The organism is Thalassobacter sp. (assembly GCF_982993085.1).
On the sequence record NZ_CEZFMW010000007.1, the window covers coordinates 1 to 19,448 of the forward strand.

A 19,448-nucleotide genomic window follows, 5' to 3' on the forward strand; every position below is an offset into this window, starting at 1 on the left:
GTATCATTGCGGCACTTCTGATCTCTTTCACGATCTCATTGGATGAGTTCATTATCGCGTTTTTCCTGACGGGATCCGAGCCAACTTTGCCGGTCTACATCTGGTCGATGCTGCGGTTTCCACGGTTAATTCCGGTGGTGATGGCGCTTGGCACGATCCTTGTCGTGTTGTCAGTTTTGCTGCTGACACTGGCCGAAATTAGTCGCCGCCGAGGTCTGCGCCGGGCGGGTGTCAAAGACAAAGGGGGCTTTCTATGAGCCTGATCTCCATCGAAAATGTGCACAAGCACTATGGTGACTATCACGCGCTGCGCGACATCAACCTTGAGGTCGGGCAGGGTGAGTTCTTCTCACTTTTGGGGCCATCTGGCTGTGGGAAAACGACCCTGTTGCGGACCATCGCGGGATTTGAGGACGTGTCATCAGGGCAGGTTCGTATTGGCGGTGCCTCAATGATCGGAGTGTCTGCGAACCAGCGGCCCACCAATATGGTTTTCCAATCCTATGCGATTTTTCCCCATATGAGCGTGTCGGAAAACGTAGGTTTTGGCCTGCGGAAATCACCGCTTTCTAGTGCGCAAAAGGCAACGGCCGTTGGCGAAGCGCTTGAAATGGTTGGGCTAGAAGGTTTTGGGGCGCGTGCGGCTCATGCATTGTCCGGGGGGCAGCGGCAACGCGTGGCATTAGCGCGTGCCTTGATCCTAAAGCCCAAGGTTCTGCTGTTGGACGAGCCGCTGAGCGCGCTCGACAAAAAGATGCGTGAGCAGATGCAGTCTGAGCTGCGCCGGTTGCAGCGGCAGGTCGGTATTACCTTTATCCTTGTCACGCATGATCAAGAAGAAGCCCTGATCATGTCTGACCGGATTGCGGTGATGTTTGATGGCAAGATCGCGCAGCTGGATCCGCCGCAGCAGTTGTATACCCGACCTGCAAGCCGCCAAGTCGCAGAATTCATTGGAGTTATGACTTTTCTCCCCGGCAATCGGCGTGCGAACACCCTTGAGGTGGCTGGGCTAGGCCATGTGACGCTGTCGCCTGATCAGATCATCGGTGCCGAAGGTAACGTACGCGTTGGGTTGCGCCCCGAGAGCATGACAATCCTGTTTGATGAGACAGGGGCTGAGCCTGTAAGCCGGGTGGCCCAAGGTACGGTTGAGGACCTTGCTTACTACGGCGATATGACGATGTATGAGGTGCGCCTTGCGGGCGCGCCGCGGTCGGTGAACGTCTCAATGCGGAACTTGCCGGGACGGCCTGTTTTGGCCCGAGGGGATGCGGCGCGTGTCGTCTGGGATCCGGCGGCATTGATGGCCTTTGGTGCAGTATAGGCAAATGTCTGACATTTGATCCCGCAGTTTCAGGGCATGCAGAAAAAACCTAAGGCGGTGTGGTGTCACAGGATTGTTAACGAACCTAGCGTATTCCTGCGTGCATGTATAAATGAGCCACCGCCGGAGAGGAGACAACACCGTGCAGCCATCGTCCAAACACGTCGCGCGTGACATTTCCTATTCATTTTCGGCGCAAACCCGTCCGGGCCAGGCGTTCATCCGGTCAATGGAGAACGCGACAGGGCGTTTGCGGCTGATAAAACGGGCGGATGGGTATGAGCGTGAAGTCGGCGCAGGGCGCGACTTTTGGGAAGTGATGGTCGAGCGTTACGGCCTGACCCTTGAGTTGCTGGCGGGCTCGCTGGACAATATCCCCCGCGAAGGCCCACTGGTCGTAGTGGCCAATCATCCCTACGGTATTCTGGACGGATTAATGATGGGGCACATCCTGAGCGTGGTGCGTGGTGATTTCCGTATCTTGGCCAACCGCGTCTTTCGCAAAGCTGAGGAATTGAACGAAGTAATCTTGCCGGTCTCTTTTGATGAGACGAAAGCCGGCATTGCGCTGAACCTCGAAACGCGCCGCACGGCTCTCAACTATCTATCAGACGGTGGCGCGATTGGCGTGTTTCCGGGCGGCACGGTCAGCACGGCTAACAAGCCGTTTGGGCGTCCGCTAGACCCCAGTTGGCGCAGCTTTACCGCCAAGATGATTGCGAGATCTGATGCGCACGTGGTGCCAATCTATTTTGATGGGGCCAATTCACGGCTGTTCCAACTGGCGTCCCATCTGCACACAACACTGCGAATGGCGTTGCTGATCAAAGAATTCAAGTCGCGCGTCGATGCGCCAGTTCGCTTGGCCGTGGGGCAGCCTTTGACCCGTGATGCCCTCAATCCATACTTGCGCGATCCGCGCGGAATGATGGACTTTTTGCGCGCTGAGACTTACAAATTGTCATCCCGTCCGATTGATACATCGCACTACGGGTTCGAATTCACAGAAGTACATAAGCCCAAGTCAGGGCAAAAGAATGGGCACGGATGAGCATTGGGATTTTTGACAGCGGGCTAGGTGGGCTGACGGTTTGGAGCGCTGTGCGCAACCGTCTGCCTGATGTGCCGTTAACTTACTTTGGTGATAGCGCCCATGCACCCTACGGGGTGCGGGATGCCGATGATGTGCATCAATTGACAAAAGCTGCGGTTGAGCGGCTTTGGGACGATGGTTGCAATCTTGTGATCTTGGCCTGCAACACGGCATCCGCGGCCGCATTGCGCCGGATGCAAGAGGCAGGCGTGCCGGAAGGCAAGCGCGTGTTGGGGGTGTTTGTCCCGCTGATCGAAGCCATGACAGAGCGGGGCTGGGGCGATAACTCTCCCCCGCGCGAGGTTAACGTCAAACAGGTGGCGTTATTCGCAACGCCCGCCACCGTTGCCAGCCGCGCGTTTCAACGTGAATTGGCGTTTCGCGCCGTGGGCGTGGATGTTGAGGCGCAGGCCTGTGGCGGTGTCGTGGATGCGATCGAAGACGGCGATATGATTTTGGCCGAAGCGCTTGTGCGCAGCCATGTCGATGCACTCAAACGCAAAATGCCCAACCCCCAAGCCGCGATCTTGGGCTGCACGCATTACCCGCTGATGGAACACATCTTTCAGGATGCCTTGGGTTCCGATGTTAAGGTTTTCAGCCAAGCGGATATTGTTGCCGAAAGCCTGGCTGACTATCTTGAGCGGAAGCCAGACATGATCGGGCAGGGGCGTGCGGGCGTTATGCTGACGACCGGAGACCCGGACCGGGTGTCGCAACGGGCCACGCAGTTTCTGCGTGAACAGATGATTTTTGAAAAGGCGTAGACGATGCGTGGGCTGAAAAAACAACGTCGGATTCAGGTGGTCGCGATCCTGACCGTGGCTTTGATCGGGGCGACGGCCCTGATCGGCTACGCGATGCGCGACGGGATCAACTTTTTCCGCTCACCCTCGGAGGTGACAGAGGCGCCGCCTCCGCCCAACGAAGTGTTCCGAATCGGCGGTTTGGTCGAAGAAGGCACGCTGATACGCGGGCAGGGCAAAACGATTACGTTTTCTGTGACCGATACGAATGCGTCGATCAAGGTGGCCTATACTGGCGTCTTGCCCGATCTGTTCGGGGAAGGCGAAGGCATGGTCGGTACGGGCAGTTACGTGGATGGAGTGTTCCAAGCCACTGAAATCCTTGCCCGTCACGATGAGCAATATATGCCCGCCGAGGTTGTGGATGCGTTGAAAGAGCAGGGCGTCTATGTCGAACCCGGTTCTGAGAGCAATTCCTGAGCTGTTGCATCTCTTTTTAGTCGGCGTGCTGTTAACCAACTGTTAACTTGCTCCGCCGTTTCGTCCCTCCATTCGCAACCGAGTATGGAGGGCCAGCACCATGCAGTCGGTGCGCGCACTTGCAGAAGATATCATTCGCCGCGAAGGCGGCTACGTGAACGATCCCGATGATCCGGGCGGGGCTACGAACCATGGTGTGACGATCCACACCATGCGGCGCCTTGGGTTGGACCTAAACGGGGACGGCAAAATCAATCCCGCCGATGTACGGCGCCTGAGCCAAGATCAGGCGATTGAGATCTTTATCCAGCACTATTTTGACCGGCCACGCATCGCCGAGTTGCCGCGCGTTTTGCACGCCACAGTTTTTGACATGTACGTCAACGCGGGCAGTAACGCGGTGCGGATTCTTCAGCGATTGCTGAGGGATATGGGCTATGATTTGTCGCTTGATGGTGTGATCGGGCCACAAACCATTCGGGTCAGCCATATGGCTGTGCGCGAAGGTGGCGATCATCTGGGCGACGCCTATGGGATCGCACGGCGCAATTATTACTACCGAATTGCGGATCGTCGCCCCGCCAGTCGTAAGTTTGCCCGCAGACGAGACGGTGGCAAGGGCGGTTGGATACGGAGGGCAGAGGAATTCATCTCGGTCCGGTATCACCTTAGTCCGCAAGAACATGCCAAGCGTGTCGCGGGGTGGTGAGCGTTTAATGAGTATTTTGGGAACAAAGGAGGGTTGGGTATGAGTTTGATTGGCAAGATTTTTGGGGGCTCAGAGGCGGTGACGGCATTGGGGTCGACAGCGCAAGGGGTGGCCGAGGTGTTTACGCCGAATGCCACGCGCAAAATGGAATTGAACCATGAGGCGCAGCAAGCGGCGCTGTCCCAGCTAGAGACAGAGATGAAGACGATCCGGGACGACTGGTTCGATCGCTTTGTGAACGGGTTGAACCGGCTGCCGCGGCCTTTGTTGGCGTTGGGGACGTTGGGGTTGTTTGTCTATGCCATGACGGACCCGATTGCGTTTGCGCAGCGTATGGCCGGTTTGGCCTATATTCCCGATCCATTGTGGTGGCTTTTGGGGGCGATAGTTTCCTTCTATTTTGGGGCGCGTGAAATGCACTATTTTCGCAATCCATTGCGTGCGGGTGTCGCGGCTCACGAAACTGTTATTTCAGCGTGGAGAAATGCGAAAAAGTCATCAAAATCAAATGTTAAGCGGGTTGATCCAGAGGTTGAGCCGAACCCGGCCTTGAGCGCTTGGCAGGCAGGTCAAGAGGAAAGCCTCAGATCGCCCTGAAAGAGGCATTAGGGCTGTTGCCGCGGCCCTGTTCCCGGCCTAGTATTTGCGCATGATCGTAGAACTCGGACACTTCGCCCTTATCGCGGCTTTTGCAGTCGCCATTGCACAAACGGTTGTGCCCCTTGTTGGGGCGCACAAAGGCTGGTCGGATTGGATGGCGCTTGGGCGCCCGGCAGCAAGCCTGCAATTCTGGCTGGTTTTGTTCAGCTTTGGCGCGCTGACGTACGCCTTTGTGACGTCAGACTTTTCGCTTCAATTGGTGGTGATGAATTCACATACCGACAAACCGATGCTGTACAAAATCAGCGGCGTTTGGGGCAACCACGAAGGGTCTTTGCTTTTGTGGGTTGTGATCCTCGCGCTGTTTGGGGCGACTGCGGCTTGGTTCGGGAACCAGTTGCCTCCGACGTTGCGCGCGCGGGTTTTGGGGGTTCAGGGCTCTATCTCGGTCGCTTTTTTGGCGTTCATCCTGTTCACGTCGAACCCGTTCCTGCGCCTCGAATTCCCGCCCTTTAACGGCGAAGACTTAAATCCGTTGCTACAGGATCCCGGTTTGGCGTTTCACCCGCCCTTCCTATACTTGGGCTATGTGGGCCTGAGCATGGCGTATTCTTTTGCGGTTGCCGCCCTGTTGGAGGGCCGTGTTGATGCGGCTTGGGGCCGGTGGGTGCGGCCATGGACCTTGGCGGCTTGGCTGTTTCTGACCGTTGGCATCGCACTTGGGTCGTGGTGGGCGTATTATGAGTTGGGCTGGGGCGGCTTTTGGTTCTGGGACCCGGTTGAGAACGCATCGTTCATGCCATGGCTGATTGCGGCGGCTCTGCTGCACTCTGCAATCGTGGTGGAAAAGCGCGAGGCGCTGAAGTCGTGGACGATCCTGCTGGCGATCTTAGCGTTTGGGTTTTCCCTGATCGGGACATTTATCGTGCGCTCAGGCGTTTTGACGAGTGTTCACGCCTTTGCCAATGATCCCGAACGTGGTGTGTATATCCTCGGAATTTTGGTGTTTTTCACAGGTGGCGCTCTGCTGCTATTCGCCATCCGTGGCGGCGCGATGGAGGCCAAGGGCGTGTTCTCAACGGTTAGCCGAGAGAGCGCGTTGGTGTTCAACAATGTGCTGCTCGCGGTGTCTTGTTTTGTTGTCTTCATCGGAACGATGTGGCCGCTGATTGCGGAGATGGCGTTTGACCGAAAGCTGTCTGTCGGACCACCGTTCTTTAACGCAGCCTTCACACCCTTTGTCATAGGTTTGGCGGCGTTGTTGCCCTTGGGCGCGGTGTTGCCGTGGAAGCGGGCGGATGCCGTGCGTGCGATGAAGCCGCTGTGGTATGCCCTAGCTTTGGCCGTCTTCGTTGGCGCGTTGGTTTGGGCGATGCAAACCGGACGTTCTGCTGGTGCTCCACTGGGTGCGGGGTTGGGTGTTTGGCTCGTTGTCGGTGCAGGTGTGGATCTGTATCTGCGGACGGGGCAAAAAGGCTCTCTCTCGCAACGGTTTGGCCGGGTGGTTCGCTTGCCGCGTGCGGATTGGGGCAAAGCCGTCGCACATGCCGGCTTTGGGATCACGATCTTCGGTGTTGCAGGGCTGATGGCTTGGGAGCAGGAAGATATCCGTGTGCTTCAGGTTGGTGAAAGCCTTACGGTTGGTAAGTACGAAGTCGTGCTTGAGGATGTTTCCCGCGTTGAAGGCCCCAACTACCTGAGTACGATGGCACGCATGCACGTGTATGAGGAAGGCCGCGATATCGGCGTTCTGTTCCCCGAAAAGCGGATTTATCCAGTGGCCGCGATGCCGACCACCGAAGCCGGGATCGACAATGGCTTTTGGCGTGATGTCTATGCGGTGATCGGTGATCCACAGCAAGGCGGTGGCTGGGCTGTGCGCGTATACATCAAACCGTTCGCCAATTGGATTTGGGGTGGCGCGATTATCATGTCGCTAGGGGGCCTCCTGTCCCTGTCGGACCGTCGTTACCGCGTGGCCGCGGGCGCCCGGCGTCGTCGTGAGGCTGCAGCCCAAGGGGTGCCTGCCGAATGATCCGTGCCCTTATCTTGACACTGGCCCTGCTGACGGCAGGGCCGGTTTTTGCGGTTCAACCCGACGAAATTCTGGATGATCCCGTTCTAGAAGAGCGTGCACGCGATCTGTCGGCGAACATCCGATGCCTCGTCTGCCGGAACGAAAGCATTGACGAGAGCAACGCCGAATTGGCCCGTGACCTGCGGGTTTTGGTGCGTGAGCGCCTTGTGGCAGGCGATAGCGATCAGGATGTGATTGATTACCTTGTGGATCGTTACGGTGAATTCGTGCTGCTGACACCGCAGAAGACGGGCTCGAATTTCGTGCTTTGGTACGCGGGACCTGCCGTCTTTCTCCTCGCGCTTGTGGTTGCGATTGGATACTTGCGAGGGCGCCAAAACGCCAAAGAAGCCGCTGTCACGGGGTTGTCTCAGGCAGAGGAAGACCGGGTCAAAGCCCTGCTGAAGGACTGACGCAAGGTTTTGCTTTCCTAGCTGGTGCGGACCCGTCACGTTCATAAAAAATTGGGAGGCATCATGCAGTACGAAACCATTGATCTGACGATCCGTGACGGAGAGGCGGTCCTTGAACTGCGCCGCGCAGATGTAATGAACGCGCTCAACACCCAGATGCGGGCAGAGATCACACATGCTGTACGTGCTGCTGAGGCGGAGGCGAGAGTTCTGGTTCTGACTGGTGCGGGGCGTGCGTTTTGCTCTGGCCAAGATCTGGGGGACAAAGGGTCGGCTGCAAACCTGAACCTAGAGCGGACATTGCGCGATGAATATGAGCCTATGCTCATGGCGATTTACGAATGCAAAATCCCAACGATTTCGGCCGTAAATGGCGCGGCTGCGGGAGCGGGTGCAAACCTCGCGCTTGCTGCGGATGTGGTGATTGCTACGGAATCGGCGGTTTTCCTTCAAGCTTTTACCCGGATTGGTTTGATCCCGGACGCGGGGGGGACCTATTGGTTGCCACGCCAGATGGGTGCGGCCAAAGCAATGGGCGCGGCTATGTTCGCGGAGCCAATATCAGCCCGAGACGCAAGCGATTGGGGAATGATTTGGGAAGCGGTTCCAGATGAAACCTTTGACAGCCATTGGCGCGCGCGCGCGGCCCATTTGGCAAATGGTCCGACCGCGGCCTATGCAAATGTGAAGAAGGCTTTGCGTGGAAGTTATGATCATACGTTGTCCGAGCAGCTTCAAGTAGAAGCCCGGCTTCAGGGTGAGTGTGGGCGTACACGCGATTTTAAGGAAGGCGTTTTGGCCTTTTTGGAAAAGCGACCTGCGCGTTACGAGGGCCGGTAGAAAACTCTTTGAAAAGAGTTTTCGGGGCCGAAAAGTCTTCAAAAAGACTTTTTCGATGTCACGCGTCTGGTGCGACCAGTCCCAGTCCACGTAGGTAAATGCCGATCCCGGTTTCTAACAGGTCCTCGGGCGGAAAGGGTGTGTTTGCCCCCGGGGTACCACGCGCAAACAACTCTACGACGCCGTGGCTCATCGCCCAGATGTGTGCGGAAAACATCGCCGCGGGAGGGCGTTTTTCAACGGGGATGTTTTCGGACAGTGCGGCGGCGGCAGTTTCAAGCACCGCCTTGGAGCGTTTGACCGCAGCCGCCAGTTCAGCGGACGCGTGCAGTGATACACCGCTTTCGAACATGGCCATGTAGTGTCCGGGGTATTTGCGCGCAAAGGCGAGATAGGCACGGCCTGTCGCCTCAAACGCAGATAAGGCCGAAGGGCCGCCGGTGGAATAAGCGTATTCCATCAAGTCGCCAAAGATCATGTGTCCCTGGAGGGCGCATTCAGCGATGAGGTCCTCGCGGCCTTCAAAGTGACGATAAACGGCGGCAGGTGTGACGCCTGCACGTTTCGCGGCTTCCGACAGGGTAAAGCCGGTGGGGCCTTTCTCCTCGATCAGCTCAAGTGCTGCGTCCACAAGGGCTTGGCGCAGGTTGCCGTGGTGATATCCGCGCTTAGCCACCGGTGTGCCACACCTCTGGCCCGCCCGCGATCTGCGGGTCCAACGGCATCAGGTCTTTGTCGGGATATTCCAGTTGTAGAAGGATCGCGCGCAGAGCGTTCAGGCGAGCGCGTCGTTTGTCATCGGATCGAATGACGGTCCACGGTGTGCTGTCGGAATGAGTGCGTGCAAAAGTTTCTGATATTGCAGCGGTATAGGCATCCCAGCGGTTCAGTCCCTCTACGTCGATACGCGACAGCTTCCACTGCTTAAGTGGGTCGCCTTCGCGCGCAAGAAAACGGCGCAATTGCTCTGGCTGAGAAACGTTAAGCCACAGTTTCACCACCGTCACGCCGTCCTCGACCAATGTGTCTTCAAATCCTTGAACTTGGGCAAAGAAATGTGCCCTTTGTTCCGGGGTGCAAAAACCAAACACATGTTCGACCACCGCCCGATTGTACCAAGACCGATCGAACAGCACCATCTCACCCGCCGTTGGCAAGTGCTTGATGTAGCGTTGAAAATACCATTGGCCGGCTTCGTCTTCGGTCGGCTTTGATAGGGCCACGGTGCGCACCACACGGGGGTTCAGGTTTTGGCGGACCCGTTTGATGGTACCGCCTTTGCCTGCTGCATCGCGTCCTTCAAAGATGACGATAACGCGCTTGCCCTCGTTTTTGATCGCGGCTTGTGCACGGACCAACTGGATCTGGAGGTGCTGCATTTGTGCGTCATAACCCGCACGGCTCATCCGAGATTTATAGGGCCAATCGGCCGCGAGGATATCTTTGCGGCCCGCGGCTTTGATGGCTTGGCGCACAGGGGCGGGGGCATCGGTTTCGAAAAACGCGGTGATGGCACCGTCGAAGGGCAGGGTGGCGGGGTCGGTCATGTGAATTCCCTTTACTTTGCCCTTTATGGGCGCCTTGCGTGGTTAACGCAATCCGGCGCGGGCGGCGGCGCGCCCGATCGCATGGACCACCGCGTCGGGTGCGGCGTGATGGGGCATGTGCCCGATGCCCGGCAGAACGGTCAGGCGTGCGTCTGGGATTTGGTCGACCAATCTGGCGGAGTGGATATCAAGTGGCACTATGGTGTCGGCATCGCCGTGCAAGATCTCGGTCGGGACCGTGATGTGCCCATATCGCGGCACCATCGCCGCGATCAGCGGCTTGAGGGTATTAATCTGGCGCGCATTTGCCCGCAGCGAAATTGGGCGCAGCGAGAGGGGTGCACCGATCGCCTCGGTGTAGCCGGCGGGAACAGGATTGGGGGCAAAGATGGCCTCAACCGCCGCATCGACGCGGGCGCGCGGCGCGAACGCCGAAATTAGGGGCACTGTGGTGAACGCCCCAAGCCGTGAGCCGTTGATGCGGTATATCGCGTCCAGCGGCCCGGGCCAAACGTTGGACACTGCCGCCAGGGTCACCAAGCCCGATAGGGGTTGGTCCAAAGCCCACGCCAGGGCGACGGCGCCACCATAGCTTTGACCGACCACGATGGGTGCATCGGCCCCCAACTGTCGCGCGGCAGCGGCCAAAAGCTCTGCCTGCTCCGCCGGAGTATCAGAGGTGGTTGCGGTGATCTGTGCGTAGTGCGCCCGTGTGTGCCCGGTGTATCCAAGGCCGGGACGGTCCATCACGATAACGCGGTAGCTGTCTGCCAGTCGGTCAACCAGATCAAAGGTAAAATCGCGGGTGTTGCCTGATGCCCCGTGGATTAACACGACATCCGGCCCTGTGCCGCGAACCACTGCGTGAACTGGCACGCCGCCCACGTCGATTATCTGCCCCTCGGGCGGATAATCTGCCACGATGCGCATCATTCGATTGTCAAAGGTTTGATCCACGATCGCCCCGCATCCGGCCAAAAGCCCGGCCACTGCTCCAATTTTAACCGCTTTGCGCAGGCCGCTACCCTCCAATCATCTCCATGTCGTAGGGTGTGGTTTGATAAATTTGGTTCACCCAGTTTCCATATAGGAGATGCGCGTGGGATCGCCAGCGGTTGAGCGGCTCTTTGGTTGGGTCATCGCCGGGGTAATAGTTCTGCGGCACGTTGATCGGCTTGCCTGCCGCGATGTCGCGATCATACTCGCCCTTGAGCGTGCCACTGTCATACTCGAAGTGGTTGAAAATATACAACGATCTATGATCCACGTCCTCGACCAGACACGGGCCGCCATCGTCACTGTCCAGCAAAACGGGCAGGCCCGCGGCATAGATTTCGTCGCGCTTCATTTCGGTCCAGCGGCTTACCGGGATCACGCATTCGTCAGAGAAACCGCGCAAATAGGGCGAGGCGGGCGCAAGGTTGCGGTGCTTGAAACAGCCAAACTGCTTGTGATCCAGCAGGTGCTTTTGCACCCCGTGGAAATGGTTGATCATCGCCATGCCGCCCCAGCACACGCCCAGCGTGGTGTGCACATTGGTCTGGGTCCAATCCATCACCTCGGTCAGTTCGTCCCAGTAGGTGACCTGATCAAACGGCAAATGTTCAATCGGCGCGCCGGTGATGATCAGCCCATCAAACTTGTGCAGCTTGACGTCCTCAAACGGTTTGTAGAACGCCTCCATATGGGCGGGAGACGTGTTTTTTGAGAAATGCTCCGTCATCTTGATGAGCGTCAGATCAATTTGCAGCGGTGTGGCCCCGATCAGCCGGGCGAACTGCGTCTCGGTCTGAATTTTTTCCGGCATCAGGTTCAAGAGCCCGATCTGCAAGGGGCGGATGTCCTGACGCGTGGCGGCGGTGCTGTCCATAACCGAGACACCCTCGTTGCCGAGAACGTCAAAGGCGGGCAGGTCGAGGGGCAGGGTGATGGGCATATCGGCAAGTATCCTTTTGGATCGGATCGTTGATCTAGGCGCGCGCGGCCTGTTTGCCAAGGGCATCGGCCACAAGATCGGTCACGTCCTTGGCATCGCGGACCTGCGCCACGTCTGCCGCCTGCACTGTCAGGCCCCAATTGCGCGCCATGGCCGCATAGCGGGACTGACGGGCTTCGATCGCGCGGGCATAGGTAAAGCGGATGAAGGCGTCGGGGTTGACCTCGGCCTCGGTGCAATCGTGTTCGGTCAGATACTCGTGCCAAAGCTGGTCCAAAAACGCGGGCCTGTAGCACATCGGTTTGGGATCGGCTGAGAACCGTTTAACCAGCGTTTCGGTGTGGTCGGGGGTGCCCTCGATCCAGATCATCTGGGTGTGGTCATGCAGATGCGCAAGGATTTCGTCATTGGGGTCATCCGGGTCCACGACCTCACAAATCGACCCGCCTGTGTCGCAGACAAAGTGATCAAAACCATACAACTCAATCGCGCGCTCAATGAAATGGTGCGTGTCCAGCAGCGCGTTCCGCTCCGCCCGGTGGTGCAGTTCCTGCCGGTAGCAGTATTCTGCGTAGCTGAGCCCGCCTTTGTCCGGATCGCCGGGTTTGCCCAGATAGGTGGCCAGCGGCGCAAGGTTTTCAAAGGTGATGTTCGACCCGATATAAACGCTGTCGGAGCGCAAGAGGTCCCGCAGGAACGGGACCTTCATCGCCTCCCGCTTGAGGTTGTCGGCAATGAATTCGCCCATGTAGGCGGTGCCGATGCGATAATCGATCGAATAGTGAAACCAGCCGTCATCCGCATGGCGCAAGATGTTGCTTAGGTGGGTTTTTCCCAGCCCCGACATGCCAAAAAATAGGACCCGTTTGTTGGAGCTTTGGTGCCAAGCGGCGGGGGTATCATAGGTCATGGCGGGGTCTTTCGTTTGGTCTGCCCCTAGCTACGCGCGCGGGGACGGGCGCGCAAGCGTGTCATGACGCGCCCATCCAAGATCACCAACCCCAGCGCGAGTGCGGCAAAGCCCGCGTAGGCGTTGGGGGCCAGCGTTTCGGCCCGGATCCACGCGCCAAGCGTGATGGCGACGGGCGGCACCATCAACGTGCACAACATCAAGTTGCCGCTGCCAGCCATGCCCAACACCCTGAAATAGAGCATATAGGCAAAGGCGGTGGCAATCAGAGCGTAAAAGAGGATCGCGGCCCATGTGATCGGGTTTTGCGGGACAACCACGCCGTCAAAGACAAGCGCTGCGGGGATCATCACAAGGCTCGCGCCGCTCAGCATTCCCGCCGCCGCAACCAACGGCGACAGACCCGCCAGCCAGTGCCGCGCCCAGACGCCTGCCAGCGCATAGGATAGGGTGCCTGTGACCACCGCAAGCTGTGCCAAGCTGCGTAGGTCAAACTGCATCAAGGTGCCGAATCCAATGGCGGTGGCAACGCCCAAGAACCCGATGCCCACTCCGATCGTTTTGCGCGGGGTTAACCGTTCATCTACCATGAATATCGCCGCGACGAGCACGCCAAAGATGGCAGCGGTTGCATTGAGGATTGAGGTCAAACCGCTCTCAATATGCAACTGACCCCATGCCATGAGCGTAAAAGGGATCACGTTGTTAAGCACACCCATGCCCAGAAACCCAATCAGATGCCGCCGTGTGATCCCAAGGGGCGCGCGGCGGATGAGCGTCACCACCCACAGTGCAGCCGCCGCAATGGCGACACGGTATGCGACTGATGTGACAAAGGTGATTTCATCCAATGCGGTACGGATCGCCAGAAACGAGCCGCCCCAAATTGCCGAGAGCAGGATCAGTTCCGCCCATGCGCGCGGTGAGATGGTTTTTTGCGGTGTCATAGCAGCGCTCTAACAAGCGGGCGACATGGAGGCGACCCGGAAGTTGCGACAAACAAAAACGCCCCAGCGGTTGGCCGGGGCGTTTGGGATGGTTTCGTTGGGTGTGTTTAGAAGTTGATGCCCAGCCGCACGCCAACGCCGATGGCTTCGCCGTCGGTGAAGCTGATTGTATTTCCCGAAAGATCAAACTCGCGCTCACCCAATTTTGCATATGTGACGCCTGTCGTTAACGTCGTATTGCCCTGGGTGTACGTGGCCGCGAGGCCGATGCTCTGCGAGCCTGTGGTTGGAGCGAGCGCCGTGTTGCTCAAGAAATCGCCCTCGGATTCGAAGCCTAGAGTGACTGCTCCAGACCATGTTTCATCGAAGCGCCGGCCCAGACCTAGTGCGTAAGTTGTAGTATCTTTATCGAAATTGACGTATTGTCCGGCACCGGGTGTAGTTAAGTTGAAGCCGTCCCACTCAACATAGCGAACAGAACCAAACAACAATGTATCTGCGGCAACACCGGTTTGGAACTCAAGATTGAGGCTTGCTGGGGTTGTGACTGTAAATGCAGTGGTTGCGGCAATGGGCCCCCCACCTGTCAGAGTTACTTCTGATCCTGTCAGATCTTGTTCAATTTCAGAGTGATAGGTTAGAGCAACTCGCATAGCGATGTCAGGGCGCTCGTATGCGATACCAGCTATTGTGCCAAAGCGCATGTCACTATCGACATCAAGTAAACGAAATGCGCCGGCCACAGTGGTGTTTACTTTACCGCTTGCCATTTGGCCGCGGATCCCACCGTGAACGCTCCATGTGTCGTTAAACTTGTAGCGTAGAAGACCGGTCCAAGCTTGGCTTTCAATGTTTGCACCGGGTTGGATTCCGCCAAGTAGCGGACTTTGGATGGGCAATCCTGCGTAATTCACATTCGCACCAAACGGCTGATCGCCAATGATTGCAAAGCTGAGCTTGTCGTTAATGTCTAACTTGATAGCTGCGCTCCACGGCACGTAAGTGTCCAGCGGATCAGCGCCGGTGTTGGTACCGTCAGTCACACCAACCGAAGGCTCAACCGACCCGATACTAAACTGGAGCTAGCTGCCGGTCTCTCCACCGTCTTGGAACAGTGGCGCCAGAAATTGCCCGGAGCGGTCAATCCCACCCGCAAGAGCAGAGGTGGCGGTAGCGGTCGTGAGTAGAGCCGCAAGTGCGATGCGTTTCATAATATGTCTTTCTCCCAAGTTGCGCGCCGTGAGTTGGCGCAGCAGAGCTCCCCTGCTCTGGATCGTTGCTTATTAGTTGAGCTAAATTGAAACCGTCAAATGTTACCCAGCGTAAAAGGGCTCTTGGGCCTTTGTGGCAAGGGAACGGTGGCAAATATGCATCAACCTGAGGGTGTATGTTGGTTAACGCGCGGGGTTACTAGGTCCGCAAGCGTTTGAGCCGTTTTTCACCGCGCCCGGCTGTCAGGACGTTCATGTATCCGGCGGCAAAGATGATGACCCCGCCCGATAGCGCCCAGAGATCGAATGGTTCGGCGTAGAGCCAGATGCCAACAAATGCGATCACCGGCAGGCGCACAAAGTCGAACGGCATGACCACGGAGGCAGGGGCGCGCGACAGGGCTTGTGTCATGCAAAGATGCGCCAGCAATCCGGCCATCGCGATCAGGACCAGCCATGGCGCCACCGTTGCAGACGGCAGGGAAATATCGCCGTCAAAGCCCGCGCAGATCAGGCCAAAGACCGCTTGCATCAAGGTCATCCAAAACAGAATACAGGTCACGCTTTCGGTGCGGGTCAATTTGCGTGTGAACAGGGCCGAAACCGCAAAACCAATGGCGGCCAGCCCCGCGGCCACCAACCCCCACGACGGGGCGGCCTCCCACGGGCGGGCGACCAGAGCGACCCCGACCAGCCCAAGGCACACAACGCCCACGCGGTCCCACGTGATCCGCTCACCCAAGATGAGCGGCGCGAGCAGTACGACCCACAAAGGCGACGTGAATTCGAGAGCAAAAACCTGCATCAGCGGTACCATGGGGATGGCGAAAAACCACAGGTTTTGCCCCGTAAAGTGGCCGATATTGCGGATTGTGTGCAGACCCAGCGTGCGATGTGTGATCGTTTGGGTCGTTCCCAATAGCCGCGCACCCGCCAGAACAACGCAAATCCCCACCATGGACCGAAACAGCATAATCTCAAACGTATCAAGCTCATGGCTGACGGCGCGCCCGGCAACCGCCATTGAGGTAAACGAAACAATTGCCCCAAGCATCCAAAAGGCGGCTTGGGCTGTGGCGCCAAAAAGCGGGATATGGGTGCGTGCGCGGATCATGAAATGGGTGGATCACGCCGCGCGGGTCTGGTCAAGCATGCTCGGCGCTGGGGCGGTTTGATAAGACCAGTTTTCGGACTTCGGCAGGCCAGATGTGCCAAAATGTGTAAAAATTATCTGTCTGATGCGATCACGAATTGACGGAATCGCCCCGCGTGGGGGACAAGCGATGCGGGAGGCGTTATGCGCATAGACAACTTACAGTACTGCAATTGGTCCCAGACCGTCTTTGAACAGATGCATCAAGGCGGGCTGACGGGCGTTCACGTGACCGTCGCTTATCACGAGACGTTTCGCGAAACCGTCGCCAATCTGGAGCAATGGAACCGGTGGTTCGAACGCTTTCCCGAATTGATTTTTCCGGGCCGCACAGCCGAGGATCTCAAAACGGCTGAGGCTACGGGCCGCACGGCGATCTTTTTTGGGGCGCAAAACCCCAGTCCGATGGAGGATGACATCGGCCTGATCGAGATCCTGCATCAGCTTGGCCTGCGGTTTATGCAGCTGACCTACAATAACCAATCGTTGCTCGCGACGGGGTGCTACGAAGAGAATGACACCGGGCTGACGCGGATGGGCCGCCAGGTCGTGACCGAGATGAACCGAGTGGGCCTTGTGGTTGACATGAGCCATTCTGCTGATCGCTCGACGATTGAGGCGGCAGAACATTCGAGCCGCCCTATCGCGATCACGCATGCCAATCCAGGTTGGTGGCACGCCGCTCGTCGCAATAAATCCGACGCAGTTTTGGATGCGGTCTTGGGCCCCAAAGGGGATCACGGCGGGATGCTGGGGTTCTCGTTGTATCCGCATCACCTCAAGGGCGGCACAGAGTGCTCGCGCGCCGACTTTTGTGAGATGATCGCGCGGACTGCTGACCGGTACGGCACGCATTGCCTCGGGATCGGCTCAGACCTGTGCCAAGACCAACCCGATAGCATCGTGGAGTGGATGCGCGTTGGGCGTTGGACCAAGGAAATCGATTATGGTGAGGGGTCGGCCTCTGCACCGGGCTTCCCGCCGCAGCCCGATTGGTTCCGTGATAATCGCGATTTTCCCGGGCTGGCCGACGGTCTGGCTGCCGTTGGGTTTGACGCGGCTGAGGTCGCGGGCCTGATGGGCGGCAATTGGGCACGCTTCTATGAGACCAGTTTTGGGCCGGTGGATGGTTAAGCGCGCAGCCCCTCCGCTGGCCGACACGTTGTCCGGCCTACGTCCGCCAAGCAAGGTGATGCGGCTGGAGCGGATGGGGTGTTTTCATGCCTCGCCCCTGTCATTTATGCGCCAACTGACGGCACGCGCGGTGCGTGATGACTGGCAATTTTTCATGGCCGATTGGCAGGTCGATGCGCAAGGCGTGGGACATGCTGTTTTGCGAGCGCAGACGGGGGCACGGACCTATTCACTGGTGGCGTTTTTTCACGATTTACCGGATGAACTTCGCTCTGATCGTGTGATCGCGACGGCTTGGGATGCGACGTTTACCTTGTTTGACGGTGTGCCTGATGAGGCCGATCTGACGCGGCTTGCGGCGAATGTGCCGGTCCAAGAGGCGGGCCGCATCTCCGAAACTGAGCTGACGTTAAGCCGTGCCAACCGATCCGTCCGGTTGTGGGAAAAGGTGGTCAGTGCCCTTGCCAACGGGCAGCAGCCCGACACGGCGGAGCTAGGCGAAGTGGGCTATTTGATGCGCACGACGGCTGTCTATGGGTCCGGCAAATTCGGCGCGGCGGATTACGAGACGATCTCGACCCGCGCAGAAGTTGCGGCCCCGTTTCAGGCCGAGATGCTGACGGTCTATTTGATACGTTGGGCCGTGACGGAGTTGGTGCAACACATGGCCCGCGCCCGGGCAGCGGCACAGGGCACGCAGGCAGCCGCGCTTGATCCTGACATTGCACGGGGCTTGGGGATCGGCAATTCAACCGGCCTTGGTATGGCGCCGTTCTTGATGACGCATCCCAAATTGATCCATGCGTGGGTCAGTGCGCGTGAAAGCGCCTTGGCGTTGGTCCGGGCGCAACAGACCCCCGACCCAGAGGCGTGGGCGTTGGTTCTGACCCTTGCTCAGATCATGTCGGCAAAGGTCGCGACATGGCGCACCGATCACCCCCGTCAACAGGAGCGTGATGCTGGATTTAGCGATGATCTGGCGCGGATCATCACCCGATTGGAGGCGGGGGGCACCACTTGGGACACTCTGATCGATTGGGCCGAAACGGCACTGACGCTTGAGGGGCAAGAGTGGTTGGTGAGCGCGATACTTGAGCCCTATGCTGCGCATCTAGACGCGATTGCCGCCGAAATGTCGGTACCGACCGAGGCGCACCGGATTGATGGTCAGATGACTGTCGGCGCGCTAAAGGCGCTGATTGCGCTGCATTACTCTTGGGCCACTGAAATAGACTGGGATGCCGCAGAGGCGCAGGCGCGGGTCTGGTATACCTCAGCTGAGAAGCTTGAGCCGCGTTTGGGCGAGCGCGCTGAAGAGCCGGTTGAAGAGTATGAGCAACCGCTGGCACCCGGCCGCGACATCGCCAAGTTGCACGCGATTCTGTCCGCTTGGCCCGAGGATGCGCCAGTTGCCGAATTCGCCTTGGCCAACCCGGCCCTGCGGCACGCATTGCGCCGGGTGCAGATTATCGCCGCCCATCCGTTTGGTGAAATCCAAGACAATACGATTGCCGCACACATGATGCCGATTGATCTGTTGCGTGCCAAGCTTTCGTTCTTTGGGGCGCAGCGGTTTGATCCGCGCTCAGACCGGTGGGTGCGAATTTGTATGTTCGCGGGTGCGCCGCTCCCCCCTGATTTATCTGCGCAATCCGAATGCCGCTGGCCCTATTGGCAGGCCCCCTGGGAGGGGGCGTGAGCCTGACGCTGCGTGAGATGTCGCTCTCGGAGGCGGGTGCGCTGGCGTTCAAAGCCGCGCGCGGCGCGGGCATGGAGTGGGGCCTCGCGGAGGAGGCACGCGTAAGTGTGACGTGGGTGAACAGCCACGGTTTGCCGGGGCTGCCGGCTTTGTTATCCGTTTTGGAGGCGGGGCTGAAGCCCATGCAAGGTACGGTCAACGGCCCGGCGGATGTGGTTTGCCTGTCGGTGTTGCACGCTGGGGCGGCCCTGTCCGATCACGGACGCATACCGGCAGAGGGGCTGCATTTGCCTGCGGTCGTGGGGTCCTTGTTGATGGTGCCCTTTGTGGCGCATCTGTCTGGGGTTTATTCGATTGAATGGCGGACGCACGATGCCAGTGCGCAGGTCACTGTGCGCGGCGGTTCTGAGCCATGCCTTTGGTGCGCAGGGTCGCCCGCAACCCACGGGGCCGCACGCCTCTCGATTATGCCATTGGTAGATGCGCCTGCGGGGGCGCCCATCGCGCGCTCAACCCGCGCCTTTGTGCACATCGATCACCTAAAACGGCTGGAAGCTTTCGCCGCTGCCACCTATGCTCCCGCGACCGAGGCGTCGCGCGCACGTGGGGCCGGGGGTGCGGATTGA

Annotated in this window: 21 protein-coding genes and 1 pseudogene; 13 read left to right on the top strand and 9 right to left on the bottom strand. The window is 58.5% G+C overall.

Features of this window, described 5'->3' with window-relative positions:
- The 10 genes and pseudogenes from AC4GMC_RS02195 to AC4GMC_RS02240 form a co-directional block, all read left to right on the top strand.
- Positions 1-257, top strand: a pseudogene (locus AC4GMC_RS02195) (ABC transporter permease); the annotation flags it as partial.
- Positions 254-1,327 (top strand): ABC transporter ATP-binding protein, encoded by a 1,074-nt coding sequence (locus AC4GMC_RS02200; protein ID WP_487878186.1) that lies wholly within the window; start codon positions 254-256, stop codon positions 1,325-1,327. The pseudogene AC4GMC_RS02195 and the gene AC4GMC_RS02200, both read left to right, overlap by 4 nt.
- A gap of 142 nt (positions 1,328-1,469) precedes the next feature.
- Positions 1,470-2,378: a lysophospholipid acyltransferase family protein gene (locus AC4GMC_RS02205; protein WP_487878187.1), complete on the top strand. Its 909-nt coding sequence runs from the start codon at positions 1,470-1,472 to the stop codon at positions 2,376-2,378.
- The gene (locus AC4GMC_RS02210) at positions 2,375-3,187 is read left to right on the top strand and encodes a glutamate racemase (RefSeq protein ID WP_487878188.1); all 813 of its coding nucleotides are present in this window, start codon (positions 2,375-2,377) and stop codon (positions 3,185-3,187) included. The genes AC4GMC_RS02205 and AC4GMC_RS02210 overlap by 4 nt, the downstream gene beginning before the upstream one ends.
- A gap of 3 nt (positions 3,188-3,190) precedes the next feature.
- Entirely contained in the window at positions 3,191-3,646 is a 456-nt protein-coding gene (gene ccmE / locus AC4GMC_RS02215; RefSeq protein WP_487878189.1) for a cytochrome c maturation protein CcmE, read from the top strand.
- 100 nt (positions 3,647-3,746) lie between these two features.
- Entirely contained in the window at positions 3,747-4,355 is a 609-nt protein-coding gene (locus AC4GMC_RS02220) for a holin-associated N-acetylmuramidase (RefSeq protein ID WP_487877704.1), read from the top strand.
- Between the two features lie 39 nt (positions 4,356-4,394).
- On the top strand, positions 4,395-4,952 hold the full coding sequence (locus AC4GMC_RS02225) for a holin family protein (protein WP_487877696.1): 558 nt from the start codon (positions 4,395-4,397) through the stop codon (positions 4,950-4,952).
- A 52-nt stretch (positions 4,953-5,004) separates the two neighbouring features.
- Complete coding sequence (locus AC4GMC_RS02230; RefSeq protein ID WP_487877697.1) at positions 5,005-6,990, top strand: heme lyase CcmF/NrfE family subunit; 1,986 nt, start codon at positions 5,005-5,007, stop codon at positions 6,988-6,990.
- Entirely contained in the window at positions 6,987-7,445 is a 459-nt protein-coding gene (locus AC4GMC_RS02235) for a cytochrome c-type biogenesis protein (protein ID WP_487877698.1), read from the top strand. The genes AC4GMC_RS02230 and AC4GMC_RS02235 overlap by 4 nt, the downstream gene beginning before the upstream one ends.
- Positions 7,446-7,508: 63 nt before the next feature.
- A complete protein-coding gene (locus tag AC4GMC_RS02240; RefSeq protein ID WP_487877699.1) occupies positions 7,509-8,285 on the top strand; it encodes an enoyl-CoA hydratase-related protein in 777 nt (258 codons plus the stop codon).
- A 58-nt stretch (positions 8,286-8,343) separates the two neighbouring features.
- Here the strand turns inward: AC4GMC_RS02240 and AC4GMC_RS02245 are convergent, their stop codons facing one another.
- The 9 genes from AC4GMC_RS02245 to AC4GMC_RS02285 all read right to left on the bottom strand — a co-directional run bounded on the left by AC4GMC_RS02245 (position 8,344) and on the right by AC4GMC_RS02285 (position 15,950).
- Complete coding sequence (locus AC4GMC_RS02245) at positions 8,344-8,961, bottom strand: TetR/AcrR family transcriptional regulator (protein WP_487877700.1); 618 nt, start codon at positions 8,959-8,961, stop codon at positions 8,344-8,346.
- The gene (gene ppk2, locus AC4GMC_RS02250) at positions 8,954-9,832 is read right to left on the bottom strand and encodes a polyphosphate kinase 2 (protein WP_487877701.1); all 879 of its coding nucleotides are present in this window, start codon (positions 9,830-9,832) and stop codon (positions 8,954-8,956) included. The genes AC4GMC_RS02245 and ppk2 overlap by 8 nt, the downstream gene beginning before the upstream one ends.
- Positions 9,833-9,874: 42 nt before the next feature.
- Positions 9,875-10,789: an alpha/beta fold hydrolase gene (locus AC4GMC_RS02255; RefSeq protein WP_487884286.1), complete on the bottom strand. Its 915-nt coding sequence runs from the start codon at positions 10,787-10,789 to the stop codon at positions 9,875-9,877.
- 64 nt (positions 10,790-10,853) lie between these two features.
- Complete coding sequence (locus AC4GMC_RS02260) at positions 10,854-11,768, bottom strand: homoserine O-succinyltransferase (RefSeq protein WP_058122712.1); 915 nt, start codon at positions 11,766-11,768, stop codon at positions 10,854-10,856.
- A gap of 34 nt (positions 11,769-11,802) precedes the next feature.
- On the bottom strand, positions 11,803-12,678 hold the full coding sequence (locus AC4GMC_RS02265) for an ATPase (RefSeq protein ID WP_487877437.1): 876 nt from the start codon (positions 12,676-12,678) through the stop codon (positions 11,803-11,805).
- Positions 12,679-12,704: 26 nt separating this feature from the next.
- Positions 12,705-13,625, bottom strand: a complete 921-nt coding sequence (locus AC4GMC_RS02270; protein ID WP_487877438.1) for a DMT family transporter — start codon at positions 13,623-13,625, stop codon at positions 12,705-12,707.
- 107 nt (positions 13,626-13,732) lie between these two features.
- Positions 13,733-14,668, bottom strand: a complete 936-nt coding sequence (locus AC4GMC_RS02275) for an outer membrane protein transport protein (RefSeq protein ID WP_487877439.1) — start codon at positions 14,666-14,668, stop codon at positions 13,733-13,735.
- A 39-nt stretch (positions 14,669-14,707) separates the two neighbouring features.
- A complete protein-coding gene (locus AC4GMC_RS02280) occupies positions 14,708-14,836 on the bottom strand; it encodes a hypothetical protein (protein ID WP_487877440.1) in 129 nt (42 codons plus the stop codon).
- Positions 14,837-15,035: 199 nt separating this feature from the next.
- A complete protein-coding gene (locus AC4GMC_RS02285; RefSeq protein WP_487877441.1) occupies positions 15,036-15,950 on the bottom strand; it encodes a DMT family transporter in 915 nt (304 codons plus the stop codon).
- A 183-nt stretch (positions 15,951-16,133) separates the two neighbouring features.
- Between AC4GMC_RS02285 and AC4GMC_RS02290 the strand changes: the two genes are divergently transcribed.
- Genes AC4GMC_RS02290 through AC4GMC_RS02300 form a run of 3 tightly spaced genes read left to right on the top strand, consistent with a single transcriptional unit; the run spans position 16,134 to position 19,448 of the window.
- A complete protein-coding gene (locus tag AC4GMC_RS02290; RefSeq protein ID WP_487877442.1) occupies positions 16,134-17,123 on the top strand; it encodes a membrane dipeptidase in 990 nt (329 codons plus the stop codon).
- The gene (locus tag AC4GMC_RS02295; RefSeq protein ID WP_487877443.1) at positions 17,116-18,822 is read left to right on the top strand and encodes a hypothetical protein; all 1,707 of its coding nucleotides are present in this window, start codon (positions 17,116-17,118) and stop codon (positions 18,820-18,822) included. The genes AC4GMC_RS02290 and AC4GMC_RS02295 overlap by 8 nt, the downstream gene beginning before the upstream one ends.
- Complete coding sequence (locus AC4GMC_RS02300; protein ID WP_487877444.1) at positions 18,819-19,448, top strand: DUF3726 domain-containing protein; 630 nt, start codon at positions 18,819-18,821, stop codon at positions 19,446-19,448. The genes AC4GMC_RS02295 and AC4GMC_RS02300 overlap by 4 nt, the downstream gene beginning before the upstream one ends.

Excerpts from the sequence above, each read along its gene's own strand:
- AC4GMC_RS02220 (WP_487877704.1), top strand. The coding sequence starts at position 3,747 with ATGCAGTCGGTGCGCGCACTTGCAGAAGATATCATTCGCCGCGAAGGC.
- ppk2 (WP_487877701.1), bottom strand. The coding sequence starts at position 9,832 with ATGACCGACCCCGCCACCCTGCCCTTCGACGGTGCCATCACCGCGTTT.
- AC4GMC_RS02225 (WP_487877696.1), top strand. The coding sequence starts at position 4,395 with ATGAGTTTGATTGGCAAGATTTTTGGGGGCTCAGAGGCGGTGACGGCA.
- AC4GMC_RS02235 (WP_487877698.1), top strand. The coding sequence starts at position 6,987 with ATGATCCGTGCCCTTATCTTGACACTGGCCCTGCTGACGGCAGGGCCG.
- AC4GMC_RS02295 (WP_487877443.1), top strand. The coding sequence starts at position 17,116 with ATGGTTAAGCGCGCAGCCCCTCCGCTGGCCGACACGTTGTCCGGCCTA.
- AC4GMC_RS02285 (WP_487877441.1), bottom strand. The coding sequence starts at position 15,950 with ATGATCCGCGCACGCACCCATATCCCGCTTTTTGGCGCCACAGCCCAA.
- AC4GMC_RS02210 (WP_487878188.1), top strand. The coding sequence starts at position 2,375 with ATGAGCATTGGGATTTTTGACAGCGGGCTAGGTGGGCTGACGGTTTGG.
- AC4GMC_RS02280 (WP_487877440.1), bottom strand. The coding sequence starts at position 14,836 with ATGAAACGCATCGCACTTGCGGCTCTACTCACGACCGCTACCGCCACC.
- AC4GMC_RS02200 (WP_487878186.1), top strand. The coding sequence starts at position 254 with ATGAGCCTGATCTCCATCGAAAATGTGCACAAGCACTATGGTGACTAT.
- AC4GMC_RS02265 (WP_487877437.1), bottom strand. The coding sequence starts at position 12,678 with ATGACCTATGATACCCCCGCCGCTTGGCACCAAAGCTCCAACAAACGG.
- AC4GMC_RS02270 (WP_487877438.1), bottom strand. The coding sequence starts at position 13,625 with ATGACACCGCAAAAAACCATCTCACCGCGCGCATGGGCGGAACTGATC.
- AC4GMC_RS02290 (WP_487877442.1), top strand. The coding sequence starts at position 16,134 with ATGCGCATAGACAACTTACAGTACTGCAATTGGTCCCAGACCGTCTTT.
- AC4GMC_RS02230 (WP_487877697.1), top strand. The coding sequence starts at position 5,005 with ATGATCGTAGAACTCGGACACTTCGCCCTTATCGCGGCTTTTGCAGTC.
- AC4GMC_RS02240 (WP_487877699.1), top strand. The coding sequence starts at position 7,509 with ATGCAGTACGAAACCATTGATCTGACGATCCGTGACGGAGAGGCGGTC.
- ccmE (WP_487878189.1), top strand. The coding sequence starts at position 3,191 with ATGCGTGGGCTGAAAAAACAACGTCGGATTCAGGTGGTCGCGATCCTG.
- AC4GMC_RS02260 (WP_058122712.1), bottom strand. The coding sequence starts at position 11,768 with ATGCCCATCACCCTGCCCCTCGACCTGCCCGCCTTTGACGTTCTCGGC.